Source organism: Westiellopsis prolifica IICB1, from assembly GCF_004323185.1.
Classification (GTDB): Bacteria; Cyanobacteriota; Cyanobacteriia; order Cyanobacteriales; family Nostocaceae; genus Pelatocladus; species Pelatocladus prolificus_A.
Window position 1 is genome coordinate 205,114 of the sequence record NZ_NAPS01000002.1, and the last position, 19,349, is coordinate 224,462.

Here is a 19,349-nt window from a genome sequence, read left to right on the forward strand (position 1 = left end):
ATTGAACAAACGCTTTAATGTTCTCTATGGATCAAGGAAGGTTAATAAGCAACGTTGAAGCAAATTGAACAAACACTTTAATGTTCTCTATGGATCAAGGAAGGTTAATAAGCAACGTTGAAGCGGATTGAACAAACGCTTTAATGTTCTCTATGGATCAGAGATTTTTGTAATCAACGTGAATTTGAAGAGTGCGATCGCCATAGCAATCCTATATGATTTGTAAGAATCACCAAGCCCAATGACAAATGACCATTGTACAGACGCGATTCATCGCGTCTCTAGACCAATGACCATTGTACAGACGCGATTCATCGCGTCTCTAGACCAATGACTATTGTACAGACGCGATTCATCGCGTCTCTAGACCAATGACCAATCACTATCGATATATCTTGTTCTACAAACCCTATGGGGTTCTGTGCCAGTTTACCCAAGATACTCCAACCCGTAGCACCTTAAAAGATTATATTTCAGTTCCCGATGTGTATCCGGTGGGGCGTTTGGACTGGGATAGTGAAGGTTTATTGTTGTTGACAAATCATGGACAAGTGCAACACCGACTTTGTGATCCTCGATTTGGCCATGAACGTACTTACTGGGTACAGGTGGAACGTATTCCTGATACTGCTGCTTTGCAAAAGTTAGAAGAAGGGGTCATAATTCAGGATTATCGCACTCGACCCGCCAAAGTACAACTATTGTCAGCAGAACCTAAGTTAAGCGATCGCGACCCGCCGATTCGATTTCGCAAGAATGTACCGACAGCATGGTTAGAGATGACTTTGACTGAGGGAAAAAATCGCCAAGTACGGAGAATGACGGCGGCTGTGGGATTTCCGACTTTAAGATTAGTACGAGTGGCGATCGCTCAGTTACACTTAGATAATTTAAAACCAGGTGAGTGGCGTGATTTGACACCAGAGGAAATCAAGTCATTAAATAACTTATCTTTTCCCAATCGCTCTTTCAGAAAACAACAGCATAAGTTAAACAAGTAGGCGGGGAATAAATAGAACGCGAGTTACTCATGACAAATGACCCATGACCTTTGTCTTGGCTTTTTTCACGCAAATCATGCTATTGGCAGTATAATGTACTTTTCTTTTTGACTCCCTTCGTTAACATCGCGCTTGGGTGCAAGTTTAAGTTCTATGAGCCTTAATCAGCCATTTAGATGGCATTACACTTGCCAACAACATAATATAGCCTCTGCAACACCTGCACGCTTGGAACTTGTACCAGAAAGAGCTTCCGAAGTTGAAATTGGCACAGCAGAATCCTGGCATCGTACCCAAGAAGAACTGTTATTGTATCGCAATCTGTATGAAAATATACCTTGTATTTATTTAACTCTCAATCAACATGGAGTAATATTATCTATCAATAATTTTGGTGCTACTAATCTTGGTTATTCTCCAGAAGAACTAGTAAACCAGCCTGTTTCAAATTTCTTTGAGCAATCAGAACAGCAAAGGTTGTCTGATGCATTGCTCTCCTTATTGGCAAAATCACAAGAAAACGCAATTGTCAATATCGAGTTGCGCTTAAACTGTCCTACCAGTCAAATGGTATGGGTAAAAGTAGGAATGCGGGTATTGGAATCAGAGAAAGAAAGCCCATTGATTCTCATGGTTTGTGAAGACATAACCGCTCACAAGCTGTCAGAAGATGCTTTACGAGAAAGTGAACACCGCTTTCAAACCATGGCTAATACCGCACCTGCAATGTTGTGGATGGCTGACTGCCAAGGAAAATGTAGTTTTTTTAACCAGTCTTTACTAGAATTTACTGGACGCAATCAGGAACAAAACCAAGATTTGGGTTGGCTAGAGGAAATACATCCGGAAGATCAAAAATCTTTTATACAAACTTATGAATCCGCCCTCAGCACACGTACAAAATTTGAGATTGAATATCGCTGCAAGCGTGCAGATGGAGAATATCGTTGGATATTAAATACTGGTGTACCTCAATTTGCTTTTAGTGGTAGCTTTGCTGGTTATATTGGTTCAGTCATAGATATAACCGAGCAAAAATTAACAGAAGTTGCTCTCAAAAAAAATCAAGAAGCTACACAAGCGCAATTAGAGGAATTAGAAAGTCTCAATCGCCTCAAAGATGAATTTCTCCGCACAGTGTCCCACGAACTAAGGACACCCCTTACCAACATGAAAATGGCTATACAGATGTTGGGAATTGCACTCTCTCAAGAGCAAAACTTGCAATCAGAAATTTCAAAACCTCATCTAGAAAGCTCAAAAGCAGCTCGCTACTTCCAAATTTTAAACAATGAATGTGACAGAGAAATCAATCTAATTAATAAGTTTCTAGATTTGCAACGCTTGGATATAAATGCCAAACCCCTAGTATTAGAAACTATTCAAATTCAAGAATGGTTAGAACGGGTAGTAAAGCTATTTCAAGCACGCAACGGCAACTGTTATTCACATAACTTACACATAAGCATAGCTGACGATCTTCCCAGTTTCATCTGCGATCGGTTTAACTTAGAGCGTATATTAATAGAACTACTAACAAATGCCTGTAAATTTAGTCCCCCAGGTGCAGAAATTATCATCGCTGCTCAGTCAAAGGCCAGTTTCATGCAAATTCAGGTTACTAATTATGGTGTCGAAATCCCTGCATCTGAATTGCCACGCATCTTTGAAAAATTTTACCGTATTCCCAGTAACGATCCTTTGAAACAGGGAGGTACAGGATTAGGTTTAGCATTAGTACAAAAGCTCACCAAATACATAGGGGGAACAATTAACGCTGAAAGTGGGTCTAACTATACTTGTTTTACTATTGAGCTACCACTTTAAAGTTAACTAGTGGCCTATCGCATAAGTTCTGAGGGATTACGAGGAGACAGATCCGCAACTTTTTTCAAAAGTAGCGGATATTGCAGCCCAGCAAAATCAATGCGATAGACCACTAAGACTTGTCTGGAAAGTTAAATGTGAAGATTTTTTAAGAAACTAATATCTTTCGCATAAACATAAAGATATAAGCACGAAGTAATAAAAGTAATGCATGATTACTTATGCGTCAAAATAAAGACTACCACAAAAAACTCCCTTGTGAAACTACAATCATTTGTAGGTCTACTATAGGCAGGGGCTGCCGATTGTGGCACTTTGAGTGTAGTAGCCACAAGCACTTTGGTCGGGAATTAAGGAACTTCCACAATGCTGATTTGCCCTCAGTGTCAATTTGAAAACCCCAATTCCAACAAATTCTGTCAAAAATGTGGGGCGTCCCTGACTCATAAATTCTGTCTGCAATGCGATACCCAAGTGCCTGTGAATGCACAAAAGTGTCATAACTGTGGTGCGGAATGTGGCAGAGTTTGGTGGGCAATTATTACTAAGAAAGAAAATTTAGAAGTCGGGGAAGTAGACTCTCATGACGCCCAGAAACAGAGCGGTAGTGATACGGAAAGTGAAACTATCCCCACCTCACCGCATCCGGTTGTTTCTGTTTCTTCTTCTAACCCATCCCTGCTTCCAGAAGTCCCCTACTTAGATGAACAACAACGTTATCAGTTGCTGTCACTGCCAAATTTGGGAGATTTAACACCTCAGACTCAAGTGTATGTAAAAGTTTTAGATTGTTTTCCTTATCAGGTTTCTCCTCTTGAAGCCATAATTGCTAATCAGCATCAAGGGCTAGTCACACCTGTGATGGAGGCTAGCAGTGTTCCTGCTTCTGCGGCAGCATATGTGGCTTTAGCAGCTTATACTCATCAAGGCATACCACCAATTCATGATGCTTGGCAAAACGAGAATATCGAAGTCATTCTGATTGAAGACCGTTCTGATTGGCCGTGTTTACTGGATTTGTGGCACGATGAATCAACGACTTCTCTACAAATGGTCAATTGTTGTTATCAGATGACACAACTTTGGGCCTTGCTAGAACCTTTAAATTGTTGTCATAGTCTTTTGGATTTGTCGAATCTGCGATTAGATGAAGACCAAGCAGTAGCATTACAGATGTTACATGGATCGCCATCTAACCAAAATAGTACTGACAACACCCTGACTAATGAAGAGAACAACACATCTGAACAATGGGAAAAAGGTTTGAGTATCCAAGCTTTGGCCTATGTTTGGCAAAAGCTTTTTAGAGAATCTCAGCGTACACAATTTGGTTCTTTGTTAGAACTATTGACAGATTTGGAAACTGGTAATATTGGTACTTTATCGCAGTTACAGTCTGGTTTGCAGGCGATCGCCACAGAATTTCAACCAAACTCTAGTTTTGATCACTCACAGGTGAGTCCAACAGTCAATCGCTCTACCAATTCACCTACTATTCTCCAATTAGATGAGTCAGAACCAGACCAAACTTCAAACAATGATGACCTAGCGACAGTAGTCCTACCAATGCAGCTAATCAGCTTAGAACATGCTGGGTTGACCGATGTTGGGCGTCAACGACATCACAATGAAGACTACTTTGGTATTGATGCCAAAATCAGTAAGGTAGAATTGCCCTTTAGCCGCAATGTGCAAGCCCATGCTTTGTATATTCTTTGTGATGGTATGGGTGGACATGCTGGTGGGGAGGTAGCAAGTGCTTTGGCTGTTGAGACTTTGCAAAAGTACTTTCAAAGTCATGGGATTGACAATGAATTACCCACAGAAGAGCAAATTCGTACAGCAATAGCACAAGCAAACCAAGCAATTTACAATGTTAATCAACAAGATGCCCGTTCTGGTGTTGGGCGGATGGGTACAACTTTGGTGATGTTGTTAATTCATGATACTCAAGCAGCTGTGGCTCATGTGGGTGATAGTCGCCTTTATCGTCTTACCCACAAGTCTGGTTTAGAACAAGTCACAGTGGATCACGAAGTTGGTCAACGGGAAATCTCGCGAGGAATTGAGCCTAGTGTGGCATATACCCGCCCGGATGCGTACCAACTCACACAAGCCCTTGGTCCGCGTGATCAACACTCCATTTCTGCCGATGTGCAGTTTATTGAGATAGCAGAAGATACTTTGTTTGTTTTAGCTTCAGACGGTTTATCAGATAATGATTTACTAGAAACTCACTATTCCACTCATTTACTTCCCTTACTCAGTTCTGGAGCTAACCTGGAAACTGGCGTGAGGAATTTAATTGATTTGGCAAACGATTACAATGGTCATGACAACATCACCATTGTGCTAATTAGGGCAAAAGTATGCCCAGTATTAGATAGTCAAAAAGTATAGTTAATGGTTAATTGTTGTTTGTTGTTTGTTGTTTGTTGTTTTTCCAAACAACAAACAATCAACTAGCAACTACCAACTAGCAACTACCAAAAATTCCCATTCCCTTAGTTATTTTGTAATTGTGGTTACTCTGACCCTGTTAGAACCGCAACAAAAAACGCCCCTCCAAAACTGGCATTTTGAAGACGAACCAGTGATTCGGATTGGACGTTCGGCGGATAATCATGTTGTATTAAGCGATACTCTTGTATCCAGACACCATCTTGAACTCAGACAAATTAGTGCTGATGATGGCGGTTTGTGGCAGGTGATTAGTAAAGGTACAAATGGTACTTTTCTCAATGGTGTGCTGGTTACTCAAAGTCCCATACCAAATGAATCCCTGCTGCAATTGGCGCGGGGAGGCCCGATTTTAAAGTTCCAGATTGAGCAAATAAAGGTTCCAAATAAACCAGCAAATTCACAGAGTAGTTGTACTCATGAAGGCAACTCTCCCAAAAATCTATTCTGTATTCATTGTGGTCAACCCTTGTCTGTAATCAAAACCATTCATGATTATCAGGTATTGCGGACACTAGGACAGGGAGGTATGGGAACCACTTATTTAGCTTGGGATGATACTGGAAAAATAGCCGGACACCCCCAGCTTTTGGTGCTGAAGCAAATGAATGCTGATATGGCTAAAATTGCCAAAGCCCGTGAACTATTTGAACGAGAAGCGAACACTCTCAAATCTCTTTACCATCCCGGAATTCCCAAATATTATGATTTTTTTGAGGAGGGAGGAAAAAGATATTTGGCTATGGAATTAGTTCATGGTGATGATTTGGAAAAATTGATTGCATACAAAGGGCCTGTCACTCCTCTTCAAGCGATCGCTTGGATGATCCAAACTTGTGACATTTTGGACTATTTACATAGCCAAGAACCTCCGCTGATTCACCGGGACATTAAGCCAGCAAACCTCATGGTGCGGAATTCCAATAATTGTATTGTTGTGCTGGATTTTGGTGCAGTCAAAGAAATTGTTGGTACTGCACCTGGTACTCGAATTGGTGCAGAAGGATATTGCGCTCCCGAACAGGAACGGGGACAACCTCTGACTCAATCGGATTTATATGCTATTGGCCCGACATTAATTTATTTACTTAGTGGTGAAAACCCTTTCAAGTTTTACCGTCAGCAAGGACGAAGCTTTCGTTTTGATGTGGCTAAGGTTCCAACTATTACCCCTAAACTGGCAGAGGTAATTCATCGTGTTACACAACCATTACCGCGCGATCGCTATCAAACAGCAAAGGAGCTAGCTACAGCCTTAGCAGCTTGTCAATAACCGAAAGTTAATCGTCAGTAGTTAGTACTTGGTAGCTCATAGTTATCAACAACTAACCACTAACTACTAACTACTATTTCTACTCTTCGTCCCAAGCCTCTACTGCTAGTAAATCACTAACCGGATCTTGCATATTAAATCCAAAGTCCAACAATTCTTTTTTCCAATGCTGCCATTCATTACCGAAAAGTAGGGCTATTTTCCAGATACTATCGGTTGGCTTGATAATGTTTGAGTCTACGAGTGATTGCACATTACGCTGCAACTTCACCATAGGGTGAATTACTTGCTGAATCATAACCTCGATTGAATTTGAATTCAGATTTGGTTTGGTAAATGCTTAGTCAAAACCGCTTTCCGCTTCGGAACTATTGCCGATCCGTAGAGTTGTGTACTTTGGCAAAGCCAGTCTTGGCTTCTTAAATATATCATAACTAACTCTACTTAGTTGCTATCAAATTCGGTTTTGTACGGTAATCACCACTAAAAAATTTCAATAGTGAATACCACCTTTTGCAGACACAGATACAAAAAAATTACATCTATCCCAAGCATAGATAATATAGCCAGGGAAGGATAGTAAGATTTTATTCTTTTTTTCATTAACATGTGTGCATTATTTAACCCACCCGTTTAAACAAGGGCTTAATGATAGATTTTTGAGTAACAGCAAACCTTACAGGATTGAAACATCTACCATGTTTATCAAATTGTTATATAGAATATCGTACTATTTTGCAGTTGGATAAGATATATCATGTTTTTTATAAAAAATTAATATTTTTCTCAACAATTAAAGTTCAAGAAAAAAATAGACCCCCACAGGCGTTAGCGTAGCTCCTCTTAAAATAAACTCGCGCCCCAATCCCCTATCCCCTATCCCCCATCCTTATTTTTCAATTACGTTGCAATCTGGTTCTTGCAAGCCCCTACCTCAGCCGTTAGGCTCTTAGGGGTAGTTGACCACAGTCTAAATAAAACGATTGTATCCATTCCCATTCTTGGCTTAACCCTTCATACAGGGAAACTTGTGGCTGATATCCTAAAATACTTCGTGCTTTTGACACATCTGCTGCGGTGTGACGAGCATCTCCCATAGCTCTTTCTATATAGTTCTTTTTGATGGAATGCCCAACTATTTCTTCCATTGTCTTCAAAACTTCTGCTAAAACAACTCTACTACCACCGCCAATATTAAATATTTCCCCTATAGCTTCTGGTACAGTCGCGGCGGCTAAATTCGCTGCAACAGCATCACTGACAAAGGTAAAGTCTCTAGTTTGCTGGCCATCACCATAAATTGGAATAGCATCATCTGTTAAAACAGCTTTAAAAAACTTATGGAACGCCATATCAGGGCGTTGTCTTGGCCCATACACAGTAAAGTAGCGCAAAGATACAAATGGTACACCAAAGTTTTTGTGATAAAGTCCACACAAACGCTCGGCTGCTAGCTTGGTAATTCCGTAAGGTGAAACAGGTTTGGGACAAATTTCTTCATGGGTAGGTAGAGTTTCAGCGTCACCATACACACTGGAAGTAGAAGCAAATACCAACCTTTTGAGAGAGGGAGTATCTTTTGCTGCTTCTAACAAAACTTGAGTACTATTAATGTTGCGTTCAGTGTAAGCACGAAAACCTTGACCCCAACTGGCTCTCACTCCTGCTTGTGCTGCTTGATGGTAGATGACATCAACATCTTTTAGAAGTTTGCGCCAGTCTAAAACCTGAATATTTCCCTCGATTAATGTAAACGCCGGATTTTTTTGTAAATGTGCAATGTTCTGATGTTTAATTACAGGGTCGTAGTAATCATTGAATTCATCTATACCAATGACTTCTTCTCCCTGTTTCAACAATGCGTCTACAAGATGAGAGCCAATAAAACCAGCACATCCGGTAACTATACTCTTAGCCATAGGGTTTTGTTATTTGGATATTTTTGCAAATTGATATTCACAGGTTAATCCTTAGAAGCTAATAACTGCCATTACTTTCTAAGTATTTTTCAAAGTCTGATACTTTTACGGAAATAAATAGTTATTTTTACGGAAAATAGTATTTAATTATTGACTTGCATAAATACTACAATTGGTGAAAAAATTGAACCGCAAGTAGCCATTGGGCATTCTCGCGGTTCAAGGGACGCAAGAGGAAATCAGTGAAAGTTTTAGTTGTAGGTAATGGAGGGCGCGAACACGCCCTCGTTTGGAAACTGTTGCAATCAAAGCAAATTGAGCAAGTTGTATGTGTGCCAGGAAATGGCGGTACAGCCAGTATGTCGCGCTGTCGAAACTTGCCTTTACTAATAGATGACTTTGAGGGTATAAGTCAGTTTGCCCAAAAAGAGGGAATTTCTCTAGTTGTAGTCGGGCCAGAAGTGCCTTTGGCTATGGGTATCTCAGATTATCTCCACTCTCAAGGCTTGAGGGTTTTTGGTCCAACCAGAGCCGGAGCGCAAATAGAAGCAAGCAAAGCTTGGGCAAAAGCCTTAATGCAGGAAGTAAAAATTCCGACTGCAAAGAGCGCGGTATTTACGCAAGCAGCAGCAGCTAAATCTTATGTCAAAGATCATGGCACACCCATCGTTGTCAAAGCTGATGGCTTGGCAGCCGGAAAAGGTGTGACAGTTGCTCAAACACTCGATCAAGCGATCGCAGCAATTGAGGCTATTTTCCAGGGACAATTTGGTAGTGCGGGAAAATTTGTCGTAATTGAAGAATGTTTAACTGGTCAAGAAGTTTCCGTTTTAGCTTTAACAGATGGCTTGACAATTCGACAACTATTGCCAGCTCAAGATCATAAACGTATTGGTGAGGGTGATACAGGAGAAAATACAGGTGGTATGGGAGCTTATGCTCCAGCGCCCATTGCAACACCAGAGTTAATGGCACGAGTTCAAACAGAAGTCTTAGAAAAAGCGATCGCAGCTTTTAGAGCCAGAAACATTGACTATCGAGGTGTACTCTATGCTGGATTGATGATTACTCCTGATGGTGATTTTAAAGTTTTAGAATTTAATTGTCGCTTTGGTGATCCAGAAACACAAGTGATTCTGCCGCTTTTGGAAACACCTTTAGAAGAATTAATGCTTGCTTGCATTGAACAGCGCTTGGCACAAATGCCACCAATTGCTTGGAAACAAGGTGCAGCGGCTACAGTTGTTGCTGCTGCTGGTGGTTATCCTGGAACTTATGAAAAAGGCAAAGCGATCGCTTCAATTGCCGAAGCTGAAGCACAAGGAGCAATTGTATTTCATGCTGGTACTAAATTACAAGATCAGCAATTGCTGACAGATGGAGGGCGAGTATTAAATGTTACTAGTACAGGAGAAAATTTTGAGCAAGCACTAGCACAAGCTTATGCTGCTATTAGATGTATTAACTTTGAAGGAATGTATTATCGGCGAGATATTGGTTATCGACTCAAGGGTTTAGAGACTAAGAGTTAGTAGGCAAATACCAGCCCTTTCAAGGTGTAAATCTAGAAAATGAAAATTTCTTGGTGTCTTATACCAATTCTTCGTGAAGCTGCTCCCGAATTTTACCCCTCCCCTAACCCCTAAGCGCAAGCGAGGAGGGGTGGCGAAGCCGGGGTGGGGTCTTTGTATGCGTCTTCAGATTAAATTGGTATTAGTGTCTTGGTGTTTCAACAATTATTTTTCACCACCAAGACACCAAGACACAAAGAGCGAAAATAGCTTTTTAACTTAAGAGCATAATTCTTTATTATATTTACCTTGAAGAGCAAAGCATTTTATGGTTATCGTCCAAAAGCTAGCTGATACCAGACAGGTGCCACATAGGCTTGTACGATAGTCGATAGTTGCTACTTCAAGCAACAAACGACGTCATTAATAACAATAACCACAGACATAACAAATTTTTATTTTAAGATGCTGGCTCTTTTAAAAAATATCCGAGAAGCGATCGCGAATTGGTGGTCAGAGTTTACTCTCCAGACTAAGCTTTTGGCTGCTGTAACTTTAGTGGTTTCTTTGGTGATGAGTGGTTTGACCTTTTGGGCGATCAATACCATTCAGCAGGACGCTCGGTTGAATGACACTCGTTTTGGTCGTGATTTAGGACTACTGCTTGCTGCTAACGTTGCTCCCTTAATTGCTGATCAAAATTTGACTGAGGTAGCACAATTTTCTCAACGCTTCTACAGTAGTACTTCCAGCGTGCGTTACATGCTTTACGCTGATGAAACGGGCAAAATTTATTTTGGTATTCCCTTTTGGGAACCGGAAGTTGAAACTTCCTTGACAATTGAACGACGCATCCAACTACCAGAAGATTATGCTGCTGATGCGGAAAAACCCATGGTGCGACAGCATATGTCCCCGGATGGTGTGGTTACAGATGTATTTGTGCCTCTGACGGTGGAAAATAAATATTTGGGTGTTTTGGCGATCGGTATCAACCCGAATCCTAATGCAGTCATTTCTACAAACTTTACCCGCGATGTCACCATTGCTGTATTTATTTCCATTTGGGTAATGGTGATTTTGGGAGGGGTAATTAATGCTTTGACGATCACCAAGCCAATTAAGGAACTATTATTGGGAGTTAAGCAAATAGCTGCGGGTAATTTTAAGCAGCGTATTGATTTGCCATTTGGAGGTGAACTCAAAGAGCTAATTTTCAGCTTTAATGAAATGGCAGAGCGTTTAGAACGTTATGAAGAACAGAATATTGAGGAACTAACTGCTGAGAAAGCTAAGTTAGAAACTTTAGTTTCCACGATTGCTGATGGTGCGGTTTTGATAGATGACCATATGCAAGTGATTTTAGTCAACCCTACAGCACGACGCATTTTTGGTTGGGAAGGGGTTGATGTTGTGGGTGAAAGTGTTCTAAATTTTTTGCCGTCAGGAGTACAAATCGAAATTAGTCGTAGTTTATACGAAATGGCCGCAGGGGAATGTGAAAGCGCGGAATTCCGCATTCCTTTTATTCAACCAAGTAAACGCACTATCCGCATTCTCTTAACTACTGTAGTTGACCAACAAAGGGACAGTGTCAAAGGAATCGCCATTACTGTACAAGATATCACTAGAGAAGTAGAACTAAACGAAGCCAAAAGTCAATTTATCAGTAATGTTTCCCACGAATTACGCACTCCCTTATTTAACATCAAATCTTTTATTGAAACTTTGCACGAATACGGCGAAGAACTGAGTTCGGAACAACGACAGGATTTTTTGTTAACTGTCAATCATGAAACCGATCGCTTGACACGTTTAGTAAATGATGTTTTGGATTTATCCAGGCTGGAATCTGGTCGCAGTTACAATCTAGACGGAGTGGATCTGGCGCAAGCTATAGAACAGACAATGCGTACATACCAACTAAATGCCAAAGATAAAGGTATTGAACTACATCAGCAAGTAGAACCCAAATTACCTTTGGTAGTGGGTCATTATGATTTGTTGTTGCAAGTGCTGGCAAATTTATTAGGTAATGCGTTGAAATTCACCAAAGCTGGTGGTAAGGTGATGGTTCGTGCCTATAAACTAGAACATCACTCCCATGATGGCGATCGCCCTCCGCAAGTGCGAATAGAAATTGCTGATACTGGTATTGGTATTGGTCCAGAAGACCAACAAGCAATTTTTGCTCGCTTCTTTAGAGTAGAAAATCGTGTCCACACTCTAGAAGGTACAGGTTTAGGATTATCAATTGTCAGAAATATTATCGAAGAAAAGCATCACAGTAAAGTTCATTTGGTGAGTGAAGTCGGTGTCGGTACAACTTTTTGGTTTGATCTAGCAGTATTTGAAGAACCTGTATTATCCTCTGTTGAAGTTAATGAAGTAAGTCGGTCTGAATAAATATAGCGGGAGTTACAAAAAGTAAATATACTTGAAATCCTTACCAATGAATGGCAGGTGCTACAATTCTTGGAACCCCCAATGACACTTGACCAATGACACGTAATTTATAATTGCAATATCGTAATGATTAGACACACTAGTAATAAAGCTAACAGCAAAAGTAAAGGCTGATTGCGTCTAATCCAATTTTTGACAGTATTGTTAAAGCTGTTTGCGGCGCGTAGCTGCTGTAACTCCAGTTCTCTTTCTTCAATATTTTGATACAACGTACATTCTTTGGCATAAGGACGCTGGGGAAAATTACAGCTATCATCAGCATGGTAGGTGCAACTGTCACAGAGGTATTGCTCTCCTGTTGCTCTGTGTAAAGTAATGCCAGGATGACCGTAAGCTTTGAGTTGAACGCGACAATGAGGACAAGTAATAGCTTGTTTGTCTACAGGTTGATGACAACGAGGACAGGTAGTTTTAGTAATGTCCACAGCCTGAGTGTGAGTGAGTAAATATTTTAATCTTAACTATTCCCAATCCGATTCAAAGTATTAAAACCACAAAGCTTCGACTACCTGCGTAGGATTTTCTTTATTTGCAGACAGATTTTGACTTTCTGTGAGCAAATACTCTAGAAAAGTGCTAGCAGTGATCGGTAGCTGCTTTTTTTTGGGAAAGATTACGTGCCACTGATGATGAATTGGGAAGGTTTCAATATCTAATATAGCTAGCTGTTTTCTGACTTCTGAACAATTAAGAGTGTGCATGGAGATGATTGCAACTCCCAACCCATCAATTACAGCTTGCTGAATTGCTTCATTACTGCCCAGTTCTATGTTAATTTGCAAGTCTATCTGATGCTGTTTAAAAAATTGTTCTATTATCTTGCGGGTTCCCGAACCTTCTTCCCGCATGATTAAGGGTTCTTCAGCAAAAGCTTTTAGGGATAAATTGCTTTCCTTGGCAAAAGGATGATTTGCAGAAGCGATCGCCACAAGTGGATTAGCTAAAAATGGTTGTACCTCTATATCTTCTCTGTTTGGTGGACAACTCATGATATACAAGTCATCGAGGTTTTCATGCATTCGTGCCAATAGTGCATCATGGTTGGTAAATTCTAAAGAAAATTTCACACCAGGGTAGAGTTGACAAAAAGGCTTGAGTAGCTTAGGAAGAAAATATTTAGTCGTAGTCACCGCCGCTAATCGCAGTCGTCCCTGCTTCATCCCCTTCAAGTCAAAAATAGTTGTCTCTAGGCGATCCAGACACTGTAATATTTCTCGACAAGTATGCAAAACTTCTTGACCCGCTTGTGTCAAGAAAACACGCTTACCCACTTGTTCAAATAAAGGCATACCAATAGCCTGTGCAAGATGCTTTACCTGCATTGAGACCGTTGGCTGAGTGACAAACAACTCCTCAGCAGCACGAGTAAAACTACAGTGTCTCGCTGCTGCTTCAAATACCTGCAACTGGTCGAGAGTAATCGATTTTGAGAGGTTATCTTTTTGTCTAATTTCTGCCAGAGAACTTTTCATAGAACTGTGTGAGCACTGCTTAATAAAAAAATAAAAAAAATTAGCAAGACAAAATTTTGCTTAATTTTTGTTTAGTTTTAATATACATTACTTTAACAACATTAATGTTGTTAAAGTAAAAATCTCCCAAAATTTGTTTTTAATGACCTTTGGTAAGTAAGTTGGCGCAAATACACACAGATAGAGTTAGGAAAACTAAAGATTATTGAAGCCCTTACCAATGACAAAGGATAAATAACAAAGGACAAGCCTTGAAGTAGAAGCAGTAAAGCAAGCGAGCAAGTTATAATTTTTGTGCGGACAAACGTAACAAAAATTTATGAGCAATCCCCTTGTACAAGCATTTTTTGTCGGTAGAGCAGTCGCTGAAGTCATGACAGAACGCCTGGAAAACTCTTTCACTGATGCTTTGAGCGAAGTAGGCAAATTAGATGCCGAACTCAGAGAACATTTGCGCCAGTTCACAAACGAAGTGATAGAGCGAGCCAATCGAGCAGCTGATGCTGCTGGTACAGGTGAAAGCACCACGGGATTTAGTAATACAGGTACAGGTACTAATTCCGTTGATTTACAAGCGATGATAGATGAACTGCGAGCAGAAATTGCCTTTTTGCGAACCGAGTTACAACGTTATCGCAGCAGTAGAAGTAGTTAGTGGTTGGTGGTTAGTAGTTTTTTGTTTAGAAAATTAACTAGTGACCAAAACTTCTTTGATGGTAAAAGAAAGCGGATTTATCCGTGGACTAATCCACAATCTAAAATCCCCCCATCTTCAAGCCCTCGGATTTATCCTTAGGGTCAATCCACACATCCAAAATCTAAAATCCAAAATTGTTTGACTTAGTTCAAAACCAGCGGTAAGCAAAGCATATGGAAAAGGGTTATACAGATAAGGCGTACCGTTGGAATCGCGAAAACTACTCGAGTAGACGGCGGTTTGTGGACATTTGGTCATTTGTGTTGACCTTATTGTTTAGACTTTGGCTTTACAACAAATCTTGGAGTTATGCAGGCGGAGTTACTGAAGCCAAGCAAGCTGCTAGGCGCAAAGTTTTAGCAGTTTGGATTCGTAATACTCTGCTGGATTTAGGGCCGACCTTTATTAAGGTTGGGCAGCTTTTTTCTACGCGCGCGGATATATTTCCGAGTGAATATGTAGAAGAATTGTCAAAATTACAAGACAAAGTACCTGCTTTTAGCTACCAACAAGTAGAAACGATTATTGAGCAAGAGTTGGGTAAAAAGATCCCGGAACTTTTTGCTAGCTTTGAACCAATTCCTCTAGCTGCGGCTAGCTTGGGACAGGTACATAAAGGTGTTTTGCGCTCAGGTGAAGCTGTCGTTGTGAAAGTGCAACGTCCAGGTTTAAAAAAGTTATTTGAAATTGATTTAAGAATTCTCAAAGGTATAGCTCGTTACTTCCAAAGTCATCCGAAGTGGGGACGAGGACGAGATTGGATCGGAATTTATGAAGAGTGTTGTCGCATTCTTTGGGAAGAGATTGATTATCTGAGCGAAGGACGCAATGCTGATACTTTCCGTCGCAATTTTCGCGCTTACGAATGGGTGAAAGTACCGCGTGTTTATTGGCGCTATACTTCCTCGCGAATTTTGACTTTAGAGTACGCTCCTGGTATAAAAATTAGTCAATATGAAGCTATAGAAGCTGCGGGTTTAGATCGTAAGCAAATTGCTCGTCAAGGCGCTCAGGCTTATCTACTTCAGCTACTCGACAATGGTTTCTTTCATGCTGATCCACACCCTGGCAATATTGCTGTTAGTCCTGATGGTGCTTTAATTTTCTACGATTTCGGGATGATGGGACGCATCAAGTCCAACGTCCGAGAAGGACTGATGGAAACACTATTTGGTATTGCTTCCAAAGATGGCGATCGCGTTGTGCAGTCTCTAGTCAATTTGGGCGCATTAGCACCGGTAGAAGATATGGGGCCTGTACGGCGTTCTGTCCAGTATATGCTAGATCATTTCATGGACAAGCCTTTTGAAAATCAGTCTGTAGCAGCAATTAGTGACGATTTGTATGAGATAGCCTATGATCAGCCTTTTAGGTTTCCAGCTACATTTACATTTGTGATGCGCGCTTTCTCAACTTTAGAGGGCGTAGGCAAAGGTTTAGATCCAGAATTTAACTTTATGGAAGTTGCCCAACCATATGCAATGCAACTTATGACGAATATGAATGGTTCTGACGGCAATAGCTTTTTAAATGAATTAAGTCGGCAAGCTGCCCAAGTGAGTAGCACAGCGCTTGGACTCCCCCGGAGACTGGAAGATACACTCGAAAAACTAGAGCGTGGGGACGTGCGTCTGCGTGTCCGCTCTCTGGAAACAGAACGTCTACTACGTCGGCAAAGCAACATTCAACTTGCCATAGCTTACGCGTTAATGATAAGTGCTTTTACAATTTCAGCAACAATTCTATTTGTAAATAATTATTTTTGGCAGGCTGTTTTTCTTGGTTTGATCGCAACCGCAGTATTATGGTTGCTAATTAGACTGCTAATGCGTCTAGACCGCTATGACCGTATGTATTAATTTTTGCAGACAAAATATATGAAACTTCGTTTTACCGGTATCAGTGATCCGGGACTTATTCGTTCTAATAATCAAGATGCTTACTATATTGATCCAGAAGGGCGCTTTTTCATAGTTGCTGATGGCATGGGTGGTCATGCAGGAGGTGAACAAGCAAGTCAAATCGCTGCTCAAGAAGTAAAAAAGTATTTGCTTGACCATTGGGATTGTTCCAAAACCTCAGCACAATTGTTAGAAGATGCTCTATGGCAGGCGAATCAAGCTATCTTACAGGATCAACAGAATCACCCAGAACGATCAGATATGGGAACAACGGCTGTAGTGGTGATTTTCCGCAATGGAGAACCCCCTTGGTCTGCCCATATTGGTGACTCTAGGCTATATCGCTTCCGAGATGCACAATTGCAACAAATCACTGAAGATCATACTTGGATCGCACGCGCCATCAAAATCGGCGATATTACACCAGAGGAAGCGCGGGTTCATCCTTTCCGTCACGTCTTGTCTCGCTGTTTAGGGCGTGAAGATTTACATCAGATAGATGTGCGACAACTGGATGTTAAAAGTGGCGATCGCTTGCTCTTATGTAGCGATGGACTCACAGAAGAACTAGCTAATGAAAATATCGCTTCCTATCTTCAAGAAAATCTATTTGTCGAAAAAGCTGCGATCGCTCTAGTTGAAGCAGCCAAAAAAGAAGGTGGACACGATAACATTACTATTGTCATCATTTCTTTTGAATAATTGGGGATCAGGGATTGGGGATCGGGGATCGGGGATCGGGAAGAGACTTGTTAAATAATTCTCCCTTGTCCCCCTTCCCTTGTCTCCCTTCCGCTGATTAACACAAGATGAATGCTACTCCCAGCTGAGGAAATATGTCTTAACCCCATAGTATGGTTTAGAGTAGAATTAGCAACTCCGCTAAACTTAAATTGCCAATGGTGTTTGATCCTGACTTTTTGAATGATAATTTTGAACAACACCCTCGTCAGCATCTGAGCGACGCTTTTGAGGAACCCTCTAATCAGTTACTCAAATATTTACAGCATCAGTCCCCGGAAGTTTTGGCTAACGTCGCTCAGTCCGTCAGCCCTGAAATCAAGCAAATTATTTCCCAAAATGTCCAAGGGCTGGTCGGGATGCTGCCTGCTGAAAATTTTAATGTTCAGATTACAACAGACCGAGATAATCTTGCTGGTCTTCTAGCATCGGCAATGATGACGGGCTATTTCCTGCGCCAAATGGAACAACGAATGCACTTAGATCATTTGGCTAATAATCATTAGTCAAGAGTCGATTGTCAATGGTCAATTGTCAATGCTCAGTAATTTAATACTCTTGACCATAATTCCGATTAGGGTAAATTCCTCCAGACTTATCATGCTGTCGGGTAAATCCACCCATCCAAAATCGTTTGACTGAGCGCTCACGACGAAGTCTAAAATCCAAAATTCTTTGACTGTGGACTATTTGTGAGGATAAGCTCCTGACTGAACCTGAAAAGTTTGAACTTTACCGTCACGGTTGACTTCAATTTGTAAAGTGTCTCCAACGCTGCTAGACTCGACCATTTTCTGTACTTGAGCAGCAGTCTTAACTGGTTTGCCGTTAAATTTTTGGATGACATCTCCGGGACGCAGCCCTATTCGCTGTGCAGGTGATTTGTCTAGAACTCCCTTGATGGCAACACCAGCATTTTGCTGGATGTTAAGGTTATTTTCTTGATTGATTTGCTGTTTTTTGCTGGGAGAAATGTCTACCATTTCAATCCCCAAGAAGGGATGTTCTACGCGCCCTTTAGCAAAAAGTTCGTCAGCAATGCGAGCAGCAGTTTCTATGGGAATGGCAAAGCCAAGTCCCTGAGCATCGGCGCGAATTGCTGTATTAACTCCAATTACTTCACCTTGGGAATTTAACAAAGGTCCCCCAGAGTTACCAGGATTAATGGCGGCGTCGGTTTGGATAAAGCTAACTCGTTTATCTGGTACGCCAACTTGGGAACTAGTGCGGTCTGTGGCACTGATAATGCCGATAGTAACGGTGTTATCTAAACCCAAAGGATTGCCGATCGCGATCGCCCACTCTCCAGGAATCAAATTTTGTGAATTGCCCAATTTCACAGATGGTAATTGCTTGGCAGGAATTTTTACCACTGCTACATCTGTCATGGGATCAACTCCCATCACCTTTCCTTCAAAGGTTCTACCATCTTTGAGGGTAACTTGTACTGTATCTGTGTTCGCCACTACATGAGCGTTGGTGAGAATTTCTCCATTTGTACTGAGGATGAAACCAGAACCTGTACCACGCTCAATTCTTTCTTGTGGAATTGGTTGTTCATCTTCACCAAAAAATCGACGCAACAGAGGGTTTTTGAAAGCTTCTGAGATGGGATTGGCGACTTTGCGTGTCGCATTAATTCGGACTACTGCGGGTCCTGTTTTTTGCACAGCAGAGGCGATAAAATTAATGCTTTCAGCCCCAGTTGCGGCGATACTTTTTCCGAAAGAATTAGTGACAACTGTTTCTGATGGCGCACCCATACTCACATTTTTGAGTTCCTGAAACGTACGCCTCTGTGTTAGGAAATAGGGACTGGCTAACAACACTGCACTACCGCCGAATACGCCGCCGCCCACAACCAAAGAAAAATAAACGGCTAGTTGTTTCTTGGATAACTTCATAATCACCATAGTCAAGGACAGCAATGCAGATGCTAATTTCTAAGTGTAGTCAAGCAAAAGACAAGTGGACATTTTAATTTTGTTAATTCATTGTAGTTAGTAGTTGGTGGTTAATACCAATCAACTAACAACTAAAAACTAAAAACTAACAATTAACTGGTCAAATAAAATATAAAA

At 41.0% G+C, this 19,349-nt stretch carries 15 protein-coding genes; 10 read left to right on the forward strand and 5 right to left on the reverse strand.

Translation table 11 applies throughout. From position 1 onward, the window contains the following. Positions 1 to 371: 371 nt before the first annotated feature. The 4 genes from B4U84_RS15090 to B4U84_RS15105 all read left to right on the forward strand — a co-directional run bounded on the left by B4U84_RS15090 (position 372) and on the right by B4U84_RS15105 (position 6,561). The gene (locus tag B4U84_RS15090) at positions 372 to 1,001 is read left to right on the forward strand and encodes an rRNA large subunit pseudouridine synthase E (RefSeq protein WP_131119167.1); all 630 of its coding nucleotides are present in this window, start codon (positions 372 to 374) and stop codon (positions 999 to 1,001) included. A gap of 153 nt (positions 1,002 to 1,154) precedes the next feature. Beyond that, entirely contained in the window at positions 1,155 to 2,828 is a 1,674-nt protein-coding gene (locus B4U84_RS15095; protein ID WP_131119169.1) for a sensor histidine kinase, read from the forward strand. A 366-nt stretch (positions 2,829 to 3,194) separates the two neighbouring features. After that, entirely contained in the window at positions 3,195 to 5,228 is a 2,034-nt protein-coding gene (locus B4U84_RS15100; protein WP_131119171.1) for a serine/threonine phosphatase, read from the forward strand. A 121-nt stretch (positions 5,229 to 5,349) separates the two neighbouring features. After that, a complete protein-coding gene (locus B4U84_RS15105) occupies positions 5,350 to 6,561 on the forward strand; it encodes an FHA domain-containing serine/threonine-protein kinase (protein WP_026081831.1) in 1,212 nt (403 codons plus the stop codon). A 79-nt stretch (positions 6,562 to 6,640) separates the two neighbouring features. On the opposite strand, the gene B4U84_RS15110 is transcribed toward B4U84_RS15105, so the two are convergent. Beyond that, positions 6,641 to 6,859 (reverse strand): DUF4327 family protein, encoded by a 219-nt coding sequence (locus tag B4U84_RS15110; RefSeq protein WP_016864247.1) that lies wholly within the window; start codon positions 6,857 to 6,859, stop codon positions 6,641 to 6,643. Between the two features lie 643 nt (positions 6,860 to 7,502). Next, positions 7,503 to 8,480 carry an NAD-dependent epimerase/dehydratase family protein gene (locus B4U84_RS15115; protein WP_044451740.1) on the reverse strand — a complete coding sequence of 326 codons (978 nt, stop codon included), beginning with the start codon at positions 8,478 to 8,480 and terminating at the stop codon, positions 7,503 to 7,505. 242 nt (positions 8,481 to 8,722) lie between these two features. On the opposite strand from B4U84_RS15115, the gene purD reads away from it, so the two are divergent. Beyond that, on the forward strand, positions 8,723 to 10,012 hold the full coding sequence (purD, locus tag B4U84_RS15120; protein ID WP_131119173.1) for a phosphoribosylamine--glycine ligase: 1,290 nt from the start codon (positions 8,723 to 8,725) through the stop codon (positions 10,010 to 10,012). A gap of 444 nt (positions 10,013 to 10,456) precedes the next feature. Beyond that, a complete protein-coding gene (gene nblS, locus B4U84_RS15125) occupies positions 10,457 to 12,397 on the forward strand; it encodes a two-component system sensor histidine kinase NblS (RefSeq protein WP_017309946.1) in 1,941 nt (646 codons plus the stop codon). A gap of 107 nt (positions 12,398 to 12,504) precedes the next feature. Here nblS and B4U84_RS15130 read toward each other — a convergent pair whose 3' ends face one another. Together B4U84_RS15130 and B4U84_RS15135 are read right to left on the reverse strand one after the other, a co-directional pair. After that, complete coding sequence (locus tag B4U84_RS15130) at positions 12,505 to 12,882, reverse strand: zinc ribbon domain-containing protein (RefSeq protein WP_017309947.1); 378 nt, start codon at positions 12,880 to 12,882, stop codon at positions 12,505 to 12,507. Positions 12,883 to 12,942: 60 nt separating this feature from the next. After that, positions 12,943 to 13,929, reverse strand: coding sequence for a LysR family transcriptional regulator (locus tag B4U84_RS15135; RefSeq protein WP_017309948.1), 987 nt, complete (start codon positions 13,927 to 13,929; stop codon positions 12,943 to 12,945). A 319-nt stretch (positions 13,930 to 14,248) separates the two neighbouring features. Between B4U84_RS15135 and B4U84_RS15140 the strand changes: the two genes are divergently transcribed. The 4 genes from B4U84_RS15140 (at position 14,249) to B4U84_RS15155 (ending at position 17,774) form a co-directional block, all read left to right on the forward strand. Beyond that, positions 14,249 to 14,584, forward strand: a complete 336-nt coding sequence (locus B4U84_RS15140) for a DUF6825 family protein (RefSeq protein ID WP_017309949.1) — start codon at positions 14,249 to 14,251, stop codon at positions 14,582 to 14,584. A 215-nt stretch (positions 14,585 to 14,799) separates the two neighbouring features. Next, positions 14,800 to 16,485 (forward strand): ABC1 kinase family protein, encoded by a 1,686-nt coding sequence (locus B4U84_RS15145; RefSeq protein ID WP_131119175.1) that lies wholly within the window; start codon positions 14,800 to 14,802, stop codon positions 16,483 to 16,485. Between the two features lie 18 nt (positions 16,486 to 16,503). Next, the gene (locus B4U84_RS15150) at positions 16,504 to 17,229 is read left to right on the forward strand and encodes a Stp1/IreP family PP2C-type Ser/Thr phosphatase (RefSeq protein WP_017309951.1); all 726 of its coding nucleotides are present in this window, start codon (positions 16,504 to 16,506) and stop codon (positions 17,227 to 17,229) included. A gap of 197 nt (positions 17,230 to 17,426) precedes the next feature. Then, positions 17,427 to 17,774 carry a DUF760 domain-containing protein gene (locus B4U84_RS15155; RefSeq protein WP_016859811.1) on the forward strand — a complete coding sequence of 116 codons (348 nt, stop codon included), beginning with the start codon at positions 17,427 to 17,429 and terminating at the stop codon, positions 17,772 to 17,774. Between the two features lie 180 nt (positions 17,775 to 17,954). Here the strand turns inward: B4U84_RS15155 and B4U84_RS15160 are convergent, their stop codons facing one another. Further along, complete coding sequence (locus tag B4U84_RS15160) at positions 17,955 to 19,172, reverse strand: HhoA/HhoB/HtrA family serine endopeptidase (protein ID WP_026081833.1); 1,218 nt, start codon at positions 19,170 to 19,172, stop codon at positions 17,955 to 17,957. Between the last annotated feature and the right edge of the window lie 177 nt (positions 19,173 to 19,349).

Bases quoted from the DNA above. Each gene is read 5' to 3' on its own strand.
- B4U84_RS15090 (WP_131119167.1), top strand. From the start codon at position 372: ATGACCAATCACTATCGATATATCTTGTTCTACAAACCCTATGGGGTT.
- B4U84_RS15095 (WP_131119169.1), top strand. From the start codon at position 1,155: ATGAGCCTTAATCAGCCATTTAGATGGCATTACACTTGCCAACAACAT.
- B4U84_RS15100 (WP_131119171.1), top strand. From the start codon at position 3,195: ATGCTGATTTGCCCTCAGTGTCAATTTGAAAACCCCAATTCCAACAAA.
- B4U84_RS15110 (WP_016864247.1), bottom strand. From the start codon at position 6,859: ATGATTCAGCAAGTAATTCACCCTATGGTGAAGTTGCAGCGTAATGTG.
- B4U84_RS15115 (WP_044451740.1), bottom strand. From the start codon at position 8,480: ATGGCTAAGAGTATAGTTACCGGATGTGCTGGTTTTATTGGCTCTCAT.
- nblS (WP_017309946.1), top strand. From the start codon at position 10,457: ATGCTGGCTCTTTTAAAAAATATCCGAGAAGCGATCGCGAATTGGTGG.
- B4U84_RS15135 (WP_017309948.1), bottom strand. From the start codon at position 13,929: ATGAAAAGTTCTCTGGCAGAAATTAGACAAAAAGATAACCTCTCAAAA.
- B4U84_RS15140 (WP_017309949.1), top strand. From the start codon at position 14,249: ATGAGCAATCCCCTTGTACAAGCATTTTTTGTCGGTAGAGCAGTCGCT.
- B4U84_RS15145 (WP_131119175.1), top strand. From the start codon at position 14,800: ATGGAAAAGGGTTATACAGATAAGGCGTACCGTTGGAATCGCGAAAAC.
- B4U84_RS15150 (WP_017309951.1), top strand. From the start codon at position 16,504: ATGAAACTTCGTTTTACCGGTATCAGTGATCCGGGACTTATTCGTTCT.
- B4U84_RS15155 (WP_016859811.1), top strand. From the start codon at position 17,427: ATGGTGTTTGATCCTGACTTTTTGAATGATAATTTTGAACAACACCCT.
- B4U84_RS15160 (WP_026081833.1), bottom strand. From the start codon at position 19,172: ATGAAGTTATCCAAGAAACAACTAGCCGTTTATTTTTCTTTGGTTGTG.